Source organism: Rhizobium sp. S152 (genome assembly GCF_030380735.1).
Taxonomy (GTDB): Bacteria; Pseudomonadota; Alphaproteobacteria; order Rhizobiales; family Rhizobiaceae; genus Rhizobium.
Genome location: NZ_JAUDRZ010000004.1, coordinates 68,563 through 83,855, shown reverse-complemented (window position 1 = coordinate 83,855; position 15,293 = coordinate 68,563). Strand labels below are relative to the sequence as shown.

The following is a 15,293-nucleotide window of genomic DNA, read 5'->3' as shown; positions in this document are numbered from 1 at the left end:
CAAGAAGGAAATGTTCCATGCTGAAATGGGCTCTCATCTTTTTCGTGATATCGCTGATCGCAGGCTTCTTCGGCTTCTCCGGGATTTCGGCCGCGACGGCCACGATTGCCCGCGTTCTCTTCGGCATCGCGCTGGTGATCTTCGTGATCTTCCTGATCCTGGCGCTGATGGCCGGTCAGGCGATACTATGACGTCGCTGCTATAGTTTCCGGTCTACGGAAAACAGCGGCACTGGATCGCTAAAGCCCTTCAGCGGCTTCGGGTCCAGCGCCGAGAAATCCAGATCCTGTCTCTCGTCTGCGGTGGCGCCATGGGTGCTGCCGCAGACGAGTATTTGCGAGGGTTCGGCCGCCGCCACGATGCGCGCCGCCAGATTGACCGTTCGCCCGAAGATATCCCCATCGCGCGGCACCACCTGCCCCGTTGCCACGCCACATCGGACTTCAGGCAACTCATGCGCCGAGCACTGCTCGACCAGCGACAGCGACGTCTCCACGGCGGCACCGGCATCCGGAAACAGCATCATCACCCCATCGCCGAGCGGCTTTATGATCCGCCCGCCGCAGCTCAGCGACAGCTGCTGTGCTAGCGCCTCGAAGCGTGCCGCTTTCTCCGCCGCCCGGGCATCGCCGATATCGTGGGTGAGCGCGGTAAAACCGGCGAGATCGGCGAAGGCTACCGCCGGCATCTCCTCATCGCCGCGGCCGCTGTCGAGCCCCTGTTCGTGCAACGCGTCCTGCAGCCGTCCGACGACATTGTCGAACACCGCTTCCTCCAGAATCCGCCGCTGCAGCAGAAACAGCACGCGCACGCCGATGCGCTGCAGCGCCAGCCGCTTCGCGGCACCCGCCGCAAGCACCTCGCGATAGCTCAGTCCGGCATTCAGCATCGGGTCCTCGACCTCGCCTCGAAAGAGGTCGCGCATGGCGTCGATGCACCGCCGCATCGATTGGCCGGAAACGCGCAACACGCGCTGCATCCCGTCGGCCGACGCGCCGAGAGCGGCGCATTGCGCGATCAGTTGCATGAATTCGGCATCGTCTTCCCTGAGCGGTTGCTCCGGACCCAGCAACGGCAAGCCCGCGCTCGAACGCAGCGCGTTGATATCAGCAAGATCGATCGCGGAATCCACCATAGCCTCGCCAATGGATGTCTCCGATATCGTCACAGGATCGAAGATCAGCTGGCTGGCGAACTCCAGCGAGAACACCTGGCGCTGAAGCCCCTCGGCCAATTGGTCCAGGCCGATGCCTGCCTCTTCAAGCGCCATCACCAGCCGCAGCCGGCTGACGTCGCTGACGGCATAACCATTTGTGCCGGGCTCGATGATACCGAGCCGCTCGATCTCAAGCAGCCGGGCGTCGTCGCAGCCCGCCAGCATCGCCAGTTTCTCGCGAGACACCATGTCCATGACAGCAACCCCGGGTAATGGAGTTGATTGAATACACGACTTCGAAGGGCATCGCCATTCAGCCTAAAGGAGGCTTGCCCCGACATTGATGGCAAGCGCCAGGATGGTGGTGTTGAAGAGAAAGGACAGCACCGAGTGCAGCAGCGTCAGCTTGCGCATAACGGTCGTGCTGGTCGCCACATCGGCCGTCTGGGAGGCTACGCCGATGGTGAAGGAGTAATAGAGAAAGTCCCAATAGACCGGCTCCTCTACGCCTTCGGGGAATTTCAGCCCATCCCCCTTCAGGCCATCGCCGTCGTCATCGGCGCCGTAGAAGCGATGCGCATAGTGCACGGTAAACAGCGTGTGCAGGAACACCCAGGAGATCAGGATGGTGACGACGGCGACCAACGCCCGCGTCAGTGCCACGCCGGGCTCGGCTTCCTTCACCTGATGCAGTTCCAGGCCGATTCCGGCGATGCTCGCCAGCGCCGCGGCGATCGACAGGAACATCAGAAGCGAATCGGAAAAGTCGAGATCGGCCGCCCGCTTGCGGATCGTCGCGACGCTCGCCCGCAGCATGCGCCGCCACGTGGCGGCGATGAAGATGACCGCCGAGACATTCCACCCCGCCAGCACATTGCGGGCGTTGACCTCGCGCGTCGTCAGAAGCAGGAACACCAGGAAGCCGATGAGCACGGCGATCAGAAAGATCGCGTGCTTGCGCAGAAGCTGCATGACGCGACCTGTCTCGCCGCCAGTATGATCCGCCATGTCCCGCTCCGCCGATGCCAGATTGCCTTTGATATCAGCTTGATACCGGCAAGAGCAATATGGCTTCAGCCGGTCCAGCCGCCGTCGACGACATGGATCTGGCCTGTCGTGAACCCGGCCTCGTCGCCCGCGAGATAGGTGACGAGTGCTGCGATCTCCTCAGGCGTCGCGATGCGCCCCATCGGCTGGCGGGCGATGAAGTCCGAGAGCGCCTTTTCGTAATCGCCGGTGGCCCGCAGGCGGTCGTGCAGCGACGGGCTGTCGACAGTACCGGGGCAGATGGCGTTGGCGCGAATACCCCTGGCGACGAAATCCGACGCGATCGACTTGGTGAGCCCGATCACGGCGGCCTTCGACGCGCTGTAGGCGAAGCGGTTCGGCACGCCCTTCACGCTGGAGGCGACCGACGCCATGTTGACGATCGAGCCCTTGCCCTTGTCGAGCATCCAGGGAAGGAAGGTGCGGCAGGTCGTGTACATCGCCTTGGCGTTGAGATTGAACGAGAAGTCCCAGTCCTTCTCCTCGCACTCGAGGATGGACCCGGCATGCACGAAGCCGGCGCAATTGAAGAGCACGTCGATCGCGCCGATCTCGGCTGCAAAGGCGCGAACGGCATCGCCATCAAGCACGTTGAGCACGTGTTTCTCGGCGCCTTCGAGCGTGGAAAGCGTCGCCTCGTTGATGTCGGTGGCATAGACATGCGCGCCGAGCGAAATGAAGCGTTCGGCGCTGGCGCGACCGATCCCCTGCCCGGCCGCCGTGATGACGACCTTCCTGCCTTCCAGACCGTGACTCATGACCTCTCCCATGCTGCGTGGCGCTTGCGGCGCACTCATTCATATGCAAACAATATATTCACCACCCCGTCAATCACATTGTCCACCGGGAGAACGAGACAGTGCGAGGCAAGGCCGATAAGGCTCCGCCGGCGTCTGTGATCGCGGACAGGAAGCGGGGTCGGGACGACAAACGGCATGAATGGGAGGAGCCGCATGCTTTTCGATACTCACCTGCACATCGTTGACAGGAAGCGGCTGGATTATCCCTGGCTGGCGGCTTCAGGTGCGCTCAACCGCGACAATCTCTACGAGGATTATGCTCGCGACGCCTTGCGCTGCGACATCTCCAACGTACTGCACATGGAAGTCGACGTCGCGCCCGAACGCATGGCCGACGAGACGGATTACATCAGGGAAATCGGCAAGCGGCCCGGAAGCCTCGTGCACGGCGCCATCGCCGCCTGTCGCCCGGAGGACACAGGCTTCGCCGCCTATCTGGAACGATGCCTCGCCGACCCCTTCGTCAAGGGCTTTCGCCGCGTGCTGCACGTGGCGCCGGACGAGACCTCGCAAGCGCCACTCTTCCGCGAAAACATCCGCCGTCTCGCCAGCACCCGCCTCACCTTCGACCTTTGCGTCTTCCCGCATCAGTTCGACCGCATTATCGAGCTGGTCGATCTCAATCCCGATGTTCCCTTCATCCTCGACCATTGCGCCAACCCGCCGATCAAGTCAGGGATGAGCGCCGTCTGGCTAAACGGCATCACCGAATTCTCCCGCCGCCCCAATGTCACAGCCAAAATCTCCGGCGTCATCGCCTATGGCGACCTTGAAAACTGGTCGGTCGAAAGCCTGCGACCTTATGTGGAGCATACCATCGAAAGCTTCGGCTGGGATCGTGTTGTCTGGGGCAGCGACTGGCCGGTCTGCACGCTCGGCGGCGGCCTCACGCCATGGGTGGCCGCCACGCATGCGCTGACATCAGGCTGCAGCGCCGAGGAGCGCGACAAGCTCTACCAGGGCAACGCCAAGCGCATCTGGGCGGTATAAGACTTTCGGCTTGACGTCACAGACGTTTATCTTCGTCGCGCCGCCGATGGATCGCAGACGTCACGTTGGCCGGCGGTTGTAGGGGCTTTGATTTGTTGGCTTCAAAGAAACCCCCTCACTGCTTGCCTTCGATTGAACCGATTCAGGCGTTCGTCCCAGCTTCAGGCCCATAACACGGGTTGGCGTGTTTTCCTTGGCAAGCTGCTTCAATTCCTTGACCTGTTCCGGGGACCACGGCTTGCCATGGTTCTTAGGCTCTTTCGTCATATCGACTCTCCGACTCAACCATAGAGAGTCCAATAGCAAAAATTCGCCTCAACGTCTTCTCTCCTCATCATCGTTCTGGAGAGAAACTAGGTCGATGTGGCGATGCCCCCGCATCGCAAAAAGGGCGGCGCCACCGGCACCGCCCCTTCCAATCAACTACCCGCAAAAGCCTCAGGCGGCTGCGAGCTGCAGTTCCTTGGTGACCATGGCGCGGAGCGTGCCGAGATCCTTGGCGAACGCGCGGATGCCTTCGGCGAGCTTTTCGGTCGCCATGGCGTCTTCGTTCATCATCCAGCGGAAGGTCTTCTCGTCGACGGCGATCTTGGAGATCGGCTTGGCACCCTCGGGCGACAACTTGCGCTCCAGCTTGCCCTGGTCGTTCGACAGTTCGTCGAGCAGGTTCGGCGCGATCGTCAGGCGGTCGCAACCGGCCAGTGCTTCGATTTCGCCAGCCGAACGGAACGAGGCGCCCATGACGATCGTCTTGATGTCGTTGGCCTTGTAGTAGTTGTAGATCTCGCGAACGGAGAGTACGCCCGGATCTTCCTCAGGCGTGAATTCCTTGCCCGTCGACTTCTTGTACCAGTCGAGGATACGGCCGACGAAGGGCGAGATGAGGAACGCCTTGGCGTCGGCGCAGGCGATCGCCTGGGCCTTCGAGAAGAGAAGCGTCAGGTTGCAGTCGATGCCTTCCTTCTGCAGGATTTCGGCGGCGCGAATGCCTTCCCAAGTGGAGGCGAGCTTGATCAGGATGCGATCCTTCTCGATGCCGCGTTCCTTGTAGCCGGCGATGATGCTGTGCGCCTTTTCAACCGATGCCTTGGTGTCGAAGGAGAGGTCGGCGTCGACTTCGGTCGAAACGCGGCCGGGAACCAGCTTGGAGAGCGCGGCGCCGACGGAAACGGCGAGACGGTCGGCAACGGCGGAAGCAACGGCTTCGGAATTGCCGCCCTGCTTCTTGCCCCAGGAAACGGCTTCCGTGATTGCGTCGGCGAACATCGGCGTGCCGAGCGCCTTCAGAACGATGCTCGGGTTGGTCGTGCAATCGACCGGCTTCAGGCGGGCTACGGCTTCGATATCACCGGTGTCGGCGACGACGGTGGTAATTTCGCGGAGTTGGTCAAGTTTGGATGCCATGATCAATAGTCCTTTTGACTTGAGCTGCGGACCGGAACGCGTCGCGCCCGGCAAAGAGGTGATCTACGGACAGGTCCGTATGCTGCATGTGAAATGGTCATCGTCTGTCACAGCAGGGAGACGAACATCGGCAAGAGCGCGACGCGGCTTCGGTTGCCAATGACATGACGGCCGGTCGTGATTTCCCGTATGCGCCCACATTGCCTCCTCGGACGGACAGAGCGACGTCTTGAGAACGACTATCGCTATTCCGATCACTATATGTCAAGGACATTTGTGCATTTCAATTGACATAAGTGTCACACCCGTCATTATCGCCGGACAGTCACATGCCTTGGATATAAGAGTGATCTAGGGCGCAATTCGTCGAGGAGGAGATGTGGTCAAGCTCAAACGCGGCACGCACACCGCCTATTCGGAAGCTTCCTCCCTCAGACTGCGCGCAGCCTGGCTCTACTATAATCAGGGATTGACGCAGAAAGATGTCGCCGAGCAGCTCGGCATCAGCCGCACCACCGTTATCCGCCTGCTCGACGAGGCGATGAAGCGTAGCGAGGTGCAGATCTGGATCAACGATTCCATCGGCGACTGCGTGGAGCTCTCGGTCAAGCTGGAGCGTGTCTATGGCCTGGATGAGGCGATCGTCGTGCCGGCACCCGTCAACAGCGACGCCAACACGCTGGCGAAAAGCGTCGGTCTGGCGCTCGGGCAGTTTCTCTCCGAAGCCATTCCTGACAACTACACGATCGGCGTCGGCTGGGGCCGCACGATGACGGCGTCGCTTTCGAGTTTCCGCCCGCCACGACGCGACAATTGCAAGGTCGTCTCGCTTCTCGGGGGCGTCGTTGCCGTCCACCAGACCAACCCGATCGACTACACCTGGCGGCTGGCGAGCCACCTTGGCGCCGAGTGCTACATGTTCCTCGCCCCGCTGCTCGTCGATTCCACCGAGACCAAGCGCAACCTCATCGAGAAATGCGGCCTCGACGCCATCTACCGGCTCGCGGAAACACTCGATCTCGCCATCGTCAGCTGCGGCGACATCGGCCCGCACTCGACCTCGCTGTCGGAAGGCTGGATTTCAAAGGGCGAACTGCAGGAGCTGATCGACGCCGGCTGCGTCTGCGACACCATGTTCAACTTTTTGGACAAGGACGGCAACACGATCGACCACTCGATCAACAGCCGCGTCATGTCCGTCGATCTCGACACGCTGAAGAAGGCCAAGCACATCGTGCTCTCCTCCGGTGGCGCCCACCGCGCCGTCGCCATCAACGCCACCATCAAGCGCATCGGCTGCAACACGCTGATAACAGACGAGAGCGCCGCGAAGGCGCTGCTGGAACTGGCCGAAGCGGCCTAAAAGCCCTTCAGGCTACACAGGCGCGACAGCTGCGATTGCGCCCACTGCCGCCCATATTCCTGGGTATCGGGAAGCTGCGACAGCAAGCCGCCGAGGTCCCCGTCGATTTCGAGATGCGTATCAGTGATCCGGCAGGCATTGACGTCGAGCGAGACGGTGGCGAGCACCCTGCCATCCACGGGCGGCATCTCGAACAGCGCGTCGTCGCCGGTCTCGCAGGTCAGTTGCGCGGTGGCTCTAAGCGACGCGATGCCGTCTCCGTTCGAGCAGACATCGGCGGAAACGATCCGCAGGCTGGCCGTCCGGTTCGGCCCCATCGGCAGCTGTTCGCAAAGTTTCGCCGTCGAGATCGCCCGCGCGACCTCGGGCCATGCCGGGCTCTCGGTCGCCGACCGGCACTCCGCCAGAGCCGACGACACCGACAGCGCCAGTAGCGCCGCCGATACGCAGAAGACTTCACACCCGATCCGTCCAGACTTCATTTCCGCCTCCCTCGGTCCCAACCCCGAATCAGCCATGAAATGAGGCCTGTGATTCCCGGGTTTTTGATGGCGGACCGGAGATTGCGGCTGTCAGGCCTGCGCGGACTCCCAGCCGAGCATCGCCCGCTTGCGCGTCAGGCCCCAATGATAGCCGGTCAAGGCTCCGCTTTTGCCGAGCGCGCGGTGGCACGGCACAACGAAGGAAATCGGGTTGGCGCCGACCGCCGCCCCCACTGCCCGCATCGCCGTCGGACGACCGATGTCGCTGGCGATGTCGCTATAGGTCACGGCTTTGCCGAAGGGAATTTTCAGCAGGCTTTCCCAGACCTGCACCTGGAAATCCGTGCCGATCAGCACCACCCGCAATGGCTGGTCAGAGGTCCAGCGGCCGGGCTGGAAGATGCGCTCGGCATAGGGGCTTGTTGCGTCGCGATCCTCGACATACTGCGCATTCGGCCAGCGGCAGGTCATGTCCTCGAGGCAGGCCACCTCGTCGCCGATATCGCTGAAGGCGAGGCCCGCGAGACCGCGATCGGTAATCATCACAAGCGCGATGCCAAAGGGCGAAGGATGGAAGCCGTAGCGGATCGTCAGGCCGCCGCCCCGCGCCTTCCATTCACCAGGAGACATCGCCTCGTGGGTGACGAAGAGGTCGTGCAGCCGGCTTGGGCCGGACAGCCCGACTTCGATCGAGGTCTCCAGCAGCGGCAACTCCTCCTTGCGCAGCAGCCGCTTGGCATGGTCGAGCGTCACCGCCTGCAGGAAGGCCTTGGGCGAAAGCCCGGCCCAGCGGGTGAAGGTCTTCTGCAGCTGCGTCGGTGACTGACCGAGCCGCGCGGCGATCGTCTCCAGCGACGGCTGGTCGCGGTAATCCTCGGTGATGAGCTCGATCACCTGGCGGACGATCTCGTAATCCGGACCGTCGGGCGTCACGTCTTGGTTCAGCTTGGCTACCATGTTCATGATCTTTCTCCTTGTAACCAGGAGATAGTCAAGTCGCGCCGCGCAAGCCACCCGATTCTTGCGCCTGTACCGGTATCGGCTCAGATACGCTGCGTGACGGTCGCCAGCGCCCGCTTGAACGCCTTGGCGAAGCTCTCGCGATCATCGGGATTGAGGAAGGAACCGATATCCGTCCCCCGCCCCTCGCCCGAAATGCGCATCGACAGGATGCCGATCTCGTCGTGCCGCTGCACCAGGAAGCGCGTCCAGAACGGGTTGAAATGATGCTCGCTCATCCGCCCCGAGGGCGCGAACTTGCGCACCGAAATATCGGTCCGCGACACCGTGACGATCTCGCGGGCGCGTCCAGAACGGTAATTCAGCCTGAAGGCGCCGTAGAGCAGAAGGAAATCCAGCCCGAAGAAGAAGCCGATCGGCCAGGCGCCGCTGGAGATGAAATAGATCCCATAGGCCAGGCAGAAGCCGCCGGTCAGCAGCAGGAGCACCCTGAATCCCTTGCGTCCGAGCGACCGGTAGGGAAAGAGTTCGGCTGCGAAAACAGGCTGTTCGTCGGCGCTGTCGGCGTTGCTTTCCATCATGGCTGCCGAGTATAGATTTTCCATGGCCAGTCCGAAACTCAAATCATCCGCCACATCGTCGCAGCCCGCGAAAATCACGGTCCGTCGCAAGAAGGCGACGACGGTCCGCTCCGTCTATAGCGAGGCCGAACGCGAGGAGATGTTCCGCCGCTTCTCCGTCCAGCGGCCGGAGCCGAAAGGCGAGCTCGAGCATTCCAACCCCTTCACCCTCGTCGTCGCCGTCGCGCTCTCGGCGCAGGCAACCGATGCCGGCGTCAACAAGGCGACGCGCGCCCTCTTCAAGATCGCCGACACGCCTGAAAAGATGCTTGATCTCGGCGAGGAGAAGGTGCGCGATTATATCAAGACCATCGGCCTCTATCGCAACAAGGCGAAGAACGTGATTGCCCTGTCGCGCATGCTGGTCGATGTCTTCGGTGGCGTGGTGCCTGAGACGCGCGACGAGCTGGTGATGCTGCCGGGCGTCGGCCGCAAGACCGCCAACGTCGTGCTCTCCATGGCCTTCGGCCAGGCCACCATGGCCGTCGACACCCACATCTTCCGCATCGCCAACCGCATCAGGCTGGCGCCGGGCAAGACGCCCGACGAGGTCGAGGCGCGACTGATGAAGGTGATCCCGAAGCATTACCTTTATCATGCTCACCACTGGCTGATCCTGCACGGCCGCTACACCTGCAAGGCCCGCCGTCCGGAATGCGAGCGCTGTGTCATCGCCGATCTCTGTCGGTCGCCCGAGAAGACCTGCGACGTGCCCGCCCCGCTGGTGGAGCTGCCGCCGCAGGTGATCGGAGAGGCCGTCGAATAATCTCAGACTCGGACGCCGAGCTCCCGGCGCGACAGCAGCTTGTGCAGGTGCACCATCATGCCCGCGGCAAACAGCGGCGTCAGCAGGTTGACCAAGGGGATCGCCAGGAACGCCGCGATGACAAGGCCGCCGAGAAAGACCGTCGGCGCATGCTTTTGGCGAAACAGCCGCGCCTCTTCCGGCGGCCGGAAGCGCATGGCGGCGAACTCGAAGAATTCCCGTCCCAAAAGGTAGCCGTTGACGAGGAAGAAGGCGATCAGGTTGACGCCTGGAATGAACAGCAGGAAGAGCGCCACGATATTGCCGAGGATCACGACGCCGAGAAACTTCAGCGAGCTCGCCATCGCCGGCCCGAGCGGCATCGCCGTGCCCGGCACGTCGTCGGGATAATCGCGCTTCTCCACGACCTCGGCGACATCGTCGAGAAACAGGCCGGCGATCAGCGCCGTGACGGGCGAAAGCAAAAGCGCCAGTCCGAGCGCAAGCCCGATACCGGCCACGATCAGGAACACGAAGCTCAGCCACCCCGCCCACTCCGGCATGGCCGGAAAGAAATCGGCGATCCAGGGAAACAGGAAGGAGACAAAGGCGCTGCGCAGCGCCAGCCAGAGGCCGATCAGCACGAGGATCGTCAGCCCGAGAACCTTCCAGAACACCGATCGTGTCTCCGCCGCAAACAGGTTGATGGCGGAAAGGCGGGCGGCTTCGAGGATCATTCTGACGTCTCCGGTTGCATCCCGCATGTAGGAATCCGAACTTTAAACGGCAAGGCTGAGAGAAAGCCGTATCAATGCGCGCGAATCTTGTTTAAAAGTATATCTTAGTATATATTCACATACATCATGCAATTGCTTGTGCGCTGAACCGCAGCTTCCGGAAACAGTTGCAAACGGCAAGGTTGCCCTCGCGCATCCGACATAGGATTCCGCACAAATCGGGACTGCTGCCGTGGAAGATTTTGTTCACAAGCTCCGCCAGTACGCCAAGTCAGGCACGCCCGCCGAGCGTCGCATCGCCAAGTATTTCGCTGAACATCTGAATGATCTGCCGTTCGAGACGGCTGCCTCGGTGGCCGACCGGCTGGACCTCAGCCCGATGACCGTTGGCCGCTTCCTGCGCGCGCTCGGATACCAGGGGCTCGACAGCATCAAGATCGAAATCCGGGAAACGCCGGCGATCTCGCCGAGCGAAATGCAGACCTCGATGAGCGAGCTGCAGGCCGACGTGTCCAGCGGCAAGCCGCTGGCGCTGTTGGTCTCCGAACAGATTCGCGCCCTCCACCACATCTACCACCTCACCGGCCAGCCTCAGTGGGCCGAAGCCGTGTCGATGATCTCGGGTGCGCGCGAGGTCTTCGTCGCCACCCATGCCCGCCTCTTCGGTTTCGCCGCGCATTTCGCTCAGCGCCTGACCCGCGCGCGCGACGGGGTACAAGCGCTCGATGGCACTGGGAGCCGCTTCGCGGAGCTCTTCGCCCGTCTCAATGGCAACGACGCCGTGCTCGTCGTCATAGACGGTCGCCGCTTCGGCAAGGCCCGCCTGCTCGCGCGCACGGCGCGGCGCTACGGCTACAAGGTCGTGCTGATAACGACCCAAGGTTCCAACTGGCTGCCCGATCAGGCCAACGTTGTGCTCACCCTGCCGCATGCGCGCAGCGAGGACGACGAAAACCTGCCGCCGCTGATGGCGCTGCTCGACTGTCTTTCGGCCGCCGTCATCGATGCCGCCGGCGAGGAAGCCGGCGCCCGTGCCCGCCGCATGGATGAATTCGGCGGATTGCTGGGCGAGAGCGCAGGTCAATAGTCCGGCGCGAAGGTTTTTCGGCGAGCAAGGTTCAGTCCATCGCTTCCAGCTCGGCGCGGTGCCGGTACATGGCGAGCAGCTTGCGGTAATCCCGATCGTAGACGGCCCGCTTGGCGGGATTGGGCGCCCGCGCCTCGCCGCCCGGATACATGGCCTTGCCGGCACCGGCAAGATCCTCATGCAGACCGCAGGCGACGGCCGCGGCCATCGCCGTGCCGAGCAACACCGCCTCGTTCATCCTGGGCACCACCACCGTGCAGCCGGTGGCATCGGCATAGAGCTCCATCAGCACCGGGTTCTTCACATGCCCGCCGGCCACATGCAGCGTGTCCGGCACATAGCCGTGGCCCTTCATGTGATCGAGGATATGGCGAATGCCGAGCGCGATGCCGACGGCGGTGCGCCAGTAGAGCGTGCACAGTCCATCGAAGGAGGTATCGAGCGACAAGCCGCTGACGACGCCGACCGCATGCGGGTCGGCGAGCGGCGAACGGTTGCCGTGAAAATCCGGCAGCACGGAGATACGCTGGCCGAAGAGATCTCCCTCCTCCGCGCGCAGCTGCGCGATCCGTGAGGCGATCCTCTGGTGCAGCGCCGCCGTCGGCTCGCCGCCGGCCGCATGCATCCTGACGACATGATCGAGCAGCGCGCCGGTGGCCGACTGGCCGGCCTCGACCAGCCACGTTTCCGGCAGTACCGCCTCGTAATATGGACCCCACATGCCGTGACTCGGCCGCCGCGTCTGCGAGAAGGAGACGATGCAACTCGACGTGCCGGCGATCAGCGCCAGCTGATGATCCAGCTTTTCGGCATCATGCGCGTCGCCGCCGAGCGTGCCGAGCGCCCCCGCATAGGCGTCGATCATCCCCGCCGATACATGGCAAGCGGTGGTGAGGCCGAGCGCCGACGCCGCTTCCTGCGTCAGCGTCCCGACGCTATTGCCGACCGCCACGGTATCCTTCGGCAGATGCCCCCGCTCGAGGAGATCGCCGAGGCCGATCTCCTCCAGGAAATCCGTCTGCCAGCCGTTTGCCGCATGCGCGAGGTAGTTCCACTTGGCCGTCAGCGTGCAACGCGAGCGCGACAGCGATCCGGTCGCCTTCCAGGTCATGAAATCGGCGAGGTCGAAGAGATAGCCGGTGTTCATCCAGGTGCCGGGGAGCTTCGTCTTCAGCCACATCAGCTTCGGCATTTCCATCTCGGGCGACATGAAGTGCCCGGAATACTCCAGCACCGCATGCTTGGTCGCGGTGCAGAAATCCGCTTCCCTCAGCGCACGGTGATCGAGCCAGACGATGGTATCGAAGCGCCGCTCGCCGCCCGTCGAGACGCTGATCTGCGCCCCGTCGATATCGCGCACCACCAGTGAACAGGTGGCATCGAAGCCGATGGCGCCGACCGATTCCGGCGGCGCGCCGGATTGCTCCATTGCCTTGCGCACGGCAATGCTGACGGCCGACCAGATGTCCTCGGAATCATGCTCCGCGTGATTTTCGCGCGGCCGGTTCATGATGATCGGATGTTCGGCCTTGCCGAGCAGGCTGCCGCAAGCGTCGAAGACGCCGGCTCGCGCGCTGCCCGTGCCGATATCGACCGCGACCACATGCTGAGGCATTAAGAGTGAATCCCGTCCTGCTTGAATGTTCGGACAAGGTGTATCAAATCCGGCATCACGTCAAACGTGGCGTCGGGAGAAAGTCGCTCAAGTTCAGCACGATAGCCGGCGAAATTGGCGTGCGAACCGCCGGTAAAGGCAAACACCGTCATGCCCGCCGCCTTCGCCGCCTCTATCCCGGCCGGGCTGTCCTCGATGACAACGCAGTTGGCGGGATCGACCTGCATTTCCTTCGCCGCATGCAGGAAAAGATCCGGCGCCGGCTTGCCGTTCTTGACCATCGAGGCGCTGTAGATATGCGGCAACCGGTCGATCAGCCCGGTCACTGTCAGCGACAGCCGGATGCGTTCCACCTGGCTGGAGGAAGCCACGCAGCAGGGAAGATCGAGCGCATCGATGGTGGCGCCGATCCCGTCTATCGGCTTCAGCTCCTTGCGGAAGCGCGCGTAGAGATCGGTGCGGATCTGCTCCAGGAAAGCCTCGCCCGGATGGACGTTATATTCCGTCTTCATTGTCTCGATCACGGTCGCGAGGCTGCGCCCGAGGAAACGGCCGTAGACTTCGTCCTCGGTGATCGGCACGTCGAGATCGTTCATCGCCTTGACGAGAACGCTGACCGAGATCGGCTCGCTGTCGACGAGCACGCCGTCGCAATCGAAGATCACAAGCCGTGTTTCAGCATCTGTCATGACACGTCCAACCAGGGTTCGGGACATCCAAACGGAATGAGCGGATGACGCGGCGGGGAGCGCCCGCCGCGCGGTGCTTATCCCGCGAGCTTGTCGTCGAGATAGAGCTGCAGGGTCTCGCGCGTGCCCTTTTCCCACAGCGTCTTCAGCGCATGCGCGAAGCGCTTGCGGAAGAGCTCGGACTTCGCCACTTCTCCGAAGATGTCGTCGAAGGCGAGAAACGCCATCGGATCGTCCTTGGCCTTGATTGCCGCATCGTGCAGCCGGTCGGCGCTGGCATCGTTGAAGACGATGTCTTGGCCGGTATCGGTCTTGCCGGCGAAATAGCGGCACCACAGCGCCGAAACCAACGACAGGCCGATGACGTCGCGTCCCTGGTTCAGGTTGTCGAGCGTCGAGGGCAGGATGAACTTCGGCTGCCGGTTCGAGCCGTCCTGCGCCAGGCGCGGAATGGTGTCGGCGATCTTCGGGTTGAGCAGGCGATGCTCGATCAGCGCGAAGTAATCGGTCAGCGAGGTGTCCGGCACCGGCGGCACGATCGGGATGATCTCTTCCTTCTCGAGCTTGGCGAGGAAGGCGCGGATCAGCGGATCCTCCATCGAGTCGTGCACGAAATGGATGTCCATCAGCGCCGCCGGATAGGCGATCGCCGCATGACCGCCGTTGAGGATGCGGATCTTCATGTGCTCGTAGGGCGTGACATCGGGCACGAAGGTGACGCCGACATTTTCCAGCGCCGGGCGACCGGCGGTGAACTTGTCTTCCAGCACCCATTGCTTGAACTCTTCGCAATAGACCGGCCAGTTGTCCTCGATGTCGAAGACGTCCTTCAAGAGGTCGATCTCGCGCTGCCCGGTGGCCGGCGTGATGCGGTCGACCATGGCGTTCGGGAAGGCGACATTGTTTTTGATCCAGTCGGCAAAGGCGGGATCGGACAGCGCCGCGGTGCCGACGACCGCGTTGCGGGTGACGACGCCGTTGTGCGGAATGTTGTCGCACGACATGACGGTGAACGGCACCAGACCCTTGTCCTTGCGCGCCTTGAGACCCGCAACGATCAGGCCGAACACGGTTTTCGGGTCGGCGGGGTTCTTGCCATCCGCCGCGATCGCCGGATGATCAGGATTGAACTTGCCGGAGGCGTCGATGAAGTAGCCGCCCTCGGTGATCGTCATCGAGACGATCCGGATCTCCGGGTCGGCGAGCTTGGCGATGATGGTCTTCGCGTCGCCGACGGGCAGGATGTCGATCATCGGCGCGGTGACACGCGCCGATGTCTTGTTGTTGTCCTGCTCGACGACGGTTGTCAGGAAGTCCTGGGCGGCGAGCTTGTCTCGCATCGCCGCGTCGGACGGCAGGATGCCGGCGCCGACGATCGCCCAGTCATGTGCCTCACCCTTGTTGAACAGGTCGTCGAGATAGATTGCCTGGTGGGCGCGGTGGAAGTTGCCGACGCCGAAGTGCACGATGCCCGCCTTCAGCGACGCCCGCTCATAGGCAGGGACTGCGGCTGTCTTTGCCGCGTCGGAAAGCGTTGCCAGCGATAGTTTGCACGTCATGTCTCAGTCCTCTTGAAGGTCTTCAGGGTCTAGAGACCC

At 62.7% G+C, this 15,293-nt stretch carries 17 protein-coding genes; 5 read left to right on the top strand and 12 right to left on the bottom strand.

Translation table 11 applies throughout. The features are described from left to right. Positions 1-17 precede the first annotated feature (17 nt). Complete coding sequence (locus tag QTL95_RS07110) at positions 18-191, top strand: DUF1328 domain-containing protein (RefSeq protein ID WP_037179551.1); 174 nt, start codon at positions 18-20, stop codon at positions 189-191. 8 nt (positions 192-199) lie between these two features. Here the strand turns inward: QTL95_RS07110 and QTL95_RS07105 are convergent, their stop codons facing one another. The 3 genes from QTL95_RS07105 to QTL95_RS07095 form a co-directional block, all read right to left on the bottom strand. Beyond that, complete coding sequence (locus tag QTL95_RS07105) at positions 200-1,411, bottom strand: adenylate/guanylate cyclase domain-containing protein (RefSeq protein WP_289719280.1); 1,212 nt, start codon at positions 1,409-1,411, stop codon at positions 200-202. A 63-nt stretch (positions 1,412-1,474) separates the two neighbouring features. After that, complete coding sequence (locus QTL95_RS07100; protein WP_289719279.1) at positions 1,475-2,164, bottom strand: DUF1345 domain-containing protein; 690 nt, start codon at positions 2,162-2,164, stop codon at positions 1,475-1,477. A gap of 65 nt (positions 2,165-2,229) precedes the next feature. Next, entirely contained in the window at positions 2,230-2,961 is a 732-nt protein-coding gene (locus QTL95_RS07095; protein ID WP_289719278.1) for an SDR family oxidoreductase, read from the bottom strand. 195 nt (positions 2,962-3,156) lie between these two features. Here QTL95_RS07095 and QTL95_RS07090 point away from each other — a divergent pair, with 195 nt between their 5' ends. Then, positions 3,157-3,993, top strand: coding sequence for an amidohydrolase family protein (locus QTL95_RS07090; protein WP_289719277.1), 837 nt, complete (start codon positions 3,157-3,159; stop codon positions 3,991-3,993). Between the two features lie 60 nt (positions 3,994-4,053). Here QTL95_RS07090 and QTL95_RS07085 read toward each other — a convergent pair whose 3' ends face one another. Together QTL95_RS07085 and tal are read right to left on the bottom strand one after the other, a co-directional pair. Continuing rightward, entirely contained in the window at positions 4,054-4,260 is a 207-nt protein-coding gene (locus QTL95_RS07085) for a hypothetical protein (protein ID WP_289719276.1), read from the bottom strand. A gap of 171 nt (positions 4,261-4,431) precedes the next feature. Then, positions 4,432-5,397 (bottom strand): transaldolase, encoded by a 966-nt coding sequence (gene tal, locus QTL95_RS07080; protein ID WP_289719275.1) that lies wholly within the window; start codon positions 5,395-5,397, stop codon positions 4,432-4,434. Positions 5,398-5,776: 379 nt separating this feature from the next. On the opposite strand from tal, the gene QTL95_RS07075 reads away from it, so the two are divergent. Further along, the gene (locus QTL95_RS07075) at positions 5,777-6,760 is read left to right on the top strand and encodes a sugar-binding transcriptional regulator (protein ID WP_289719274.1); all 984 of its coding nucleotides are present in this window, start codon (positions 5,777-5,779) and stop codon (positions 6,758-6,760) included. Here QTL95_RS07075 and QTL95_RS07070 read toward each other — a convergent pair. The 3 genes from QTL95_RS07070 to QTL95_RS07060 all read right to left on the bottom strand — a co-directional run bounded on the left by QTL95_RS07070 (position 6,757) and on the right by QTL95_RS07060 (position 8,783). Further along, positions 6,757-7,242 (bottom strand): hypothetical protein, encoded by a 486-nt coding sequence (locus QTL95_RS07070; RefSeq protein ID WP_289719273.1) that lies wholly within the window; start codon positions 7,240-7,242, stop codon positions 6,757-6,759. The two genes, QTL95_RS07075 and QTL95_RS07070, sit on opposite strands and share 4 nt — an antisense overlap. 90 nt (positions 7,243-7,332) lie before the next feature. Beyond that, complete coding sequence (locus tag QTL95_RS07065) at positions 7,333-8,205, bottom strand: bifunctional helix-turn-helix domain-containing protein/methylated-DNA--[protein]-cysteine S-methyltransferase (RefSeq protein WP_289719272.1); 873 nt, start codon at positions 8,203-8,205, stop codon at positions 7,333-7,335. Between the two features lie 80 nt (positions 8,206-8,285). Beyond that, entirely contained in the window at positions 8,286-8,783 is a 498-nt protein-coding gene (locus tag QTL95_RS07060) for a DUF2244 domain-containing protein (protein WP_289719580.1), read from the bottom strand. On the opposite strand from QTL95_RS07060, the gene nth reads away from it, so the two are divergent. Continuing rightward, complete coding sequence (nth, locus tag QTL95_RS07055) at positions 8,782-9,588, top strand: endonuclease III (protein ID WP_289719271.1); 807 nt, start codon at positions 8,782-8,784, stop codon at positions 9,586-9,588. The two genes, QTL95_RS07060 and nth, sit on opposite strands and share 2 nt — an antisense overlap. 2 nt (positions 9,589-9,590) lie before the next feature. Here the strand turns inward: nth and QTL95_RS07050 are convergent, their stop codons facing one another. Next, complete coding sequence (locus QTL95_RS07050; protein WP_289719270.1) at positions 9,591-10,304, bottom strand: sulfate transporter family protein; 714 nt, start codon at positions 10,302-10,304, stop codon at positions 9,591-9,593. 232 nt (positions 10,305-10,536) lie between these two features. On the opposite strand from QTL95_RS07050, the gene QTL95_RS07045 reads away from it, so the two are divergent. Further along, on the top strand, positions 10,537-11,391 hold the full coding sequence (locus QTL95_RS07045) for a MurR/RpiR family transcriptional regulator (RefSeq protein ID WP_289719269.1): 855 nt from the start codon (positions 10,537-10,539) through the stop codon (positions 11,389-11,391). A 31-nt stretch (positions 11,392-11,422) separates the two neighbouring features. On the opposite strand, the gene QTL95_RS07040 is transcribed toward QTL95_RS07045, so the two are convergent. The 3 genes from QTL95_RS07040 to QTL95_RS07030 form a co-directional block, all read right to left on the bottom strand. Next, positions 11,423-13,006: an FGGY-family carbohydrate kinase gene (locus QTL95_RS07040; RefSeq protein WP_289719268.1), complete on the bottom strand. Its 1,584-nt coding sequence runs from the start codon at positions 13,004-13,006 to the stop codon at positions 11,423-11,425. Further along, positions 13,006-13,695: an HAD family hydrolase gene (locus QTL95_RS07035; protein WP_289719267.1), complete on the bottom strand. Its 690-nt coding sequence runs from the start codon at positions 13,693-13,695 to the stop codon at positions 13,006-13,008. Before QTL95_RS07035 ends, QTL95_RS07040 begins: the two co-directional genes overlap by 1 nt. A 77-nt stretch (positions 13,696-13,772) precedes the next feature. Beyond that, complete coding sequence (locus QTL95_RS07030; protein WP_289719266.1) at positions 13,773-15,254, bottom strand: mannitol dehydrogenase family protein; 1,482 nt, start codon at positions 15,252-15,254, stop codon at positions 13,773-13,775. Positions 15,255-15,293 lie beyond the last annotated feature (39 nt).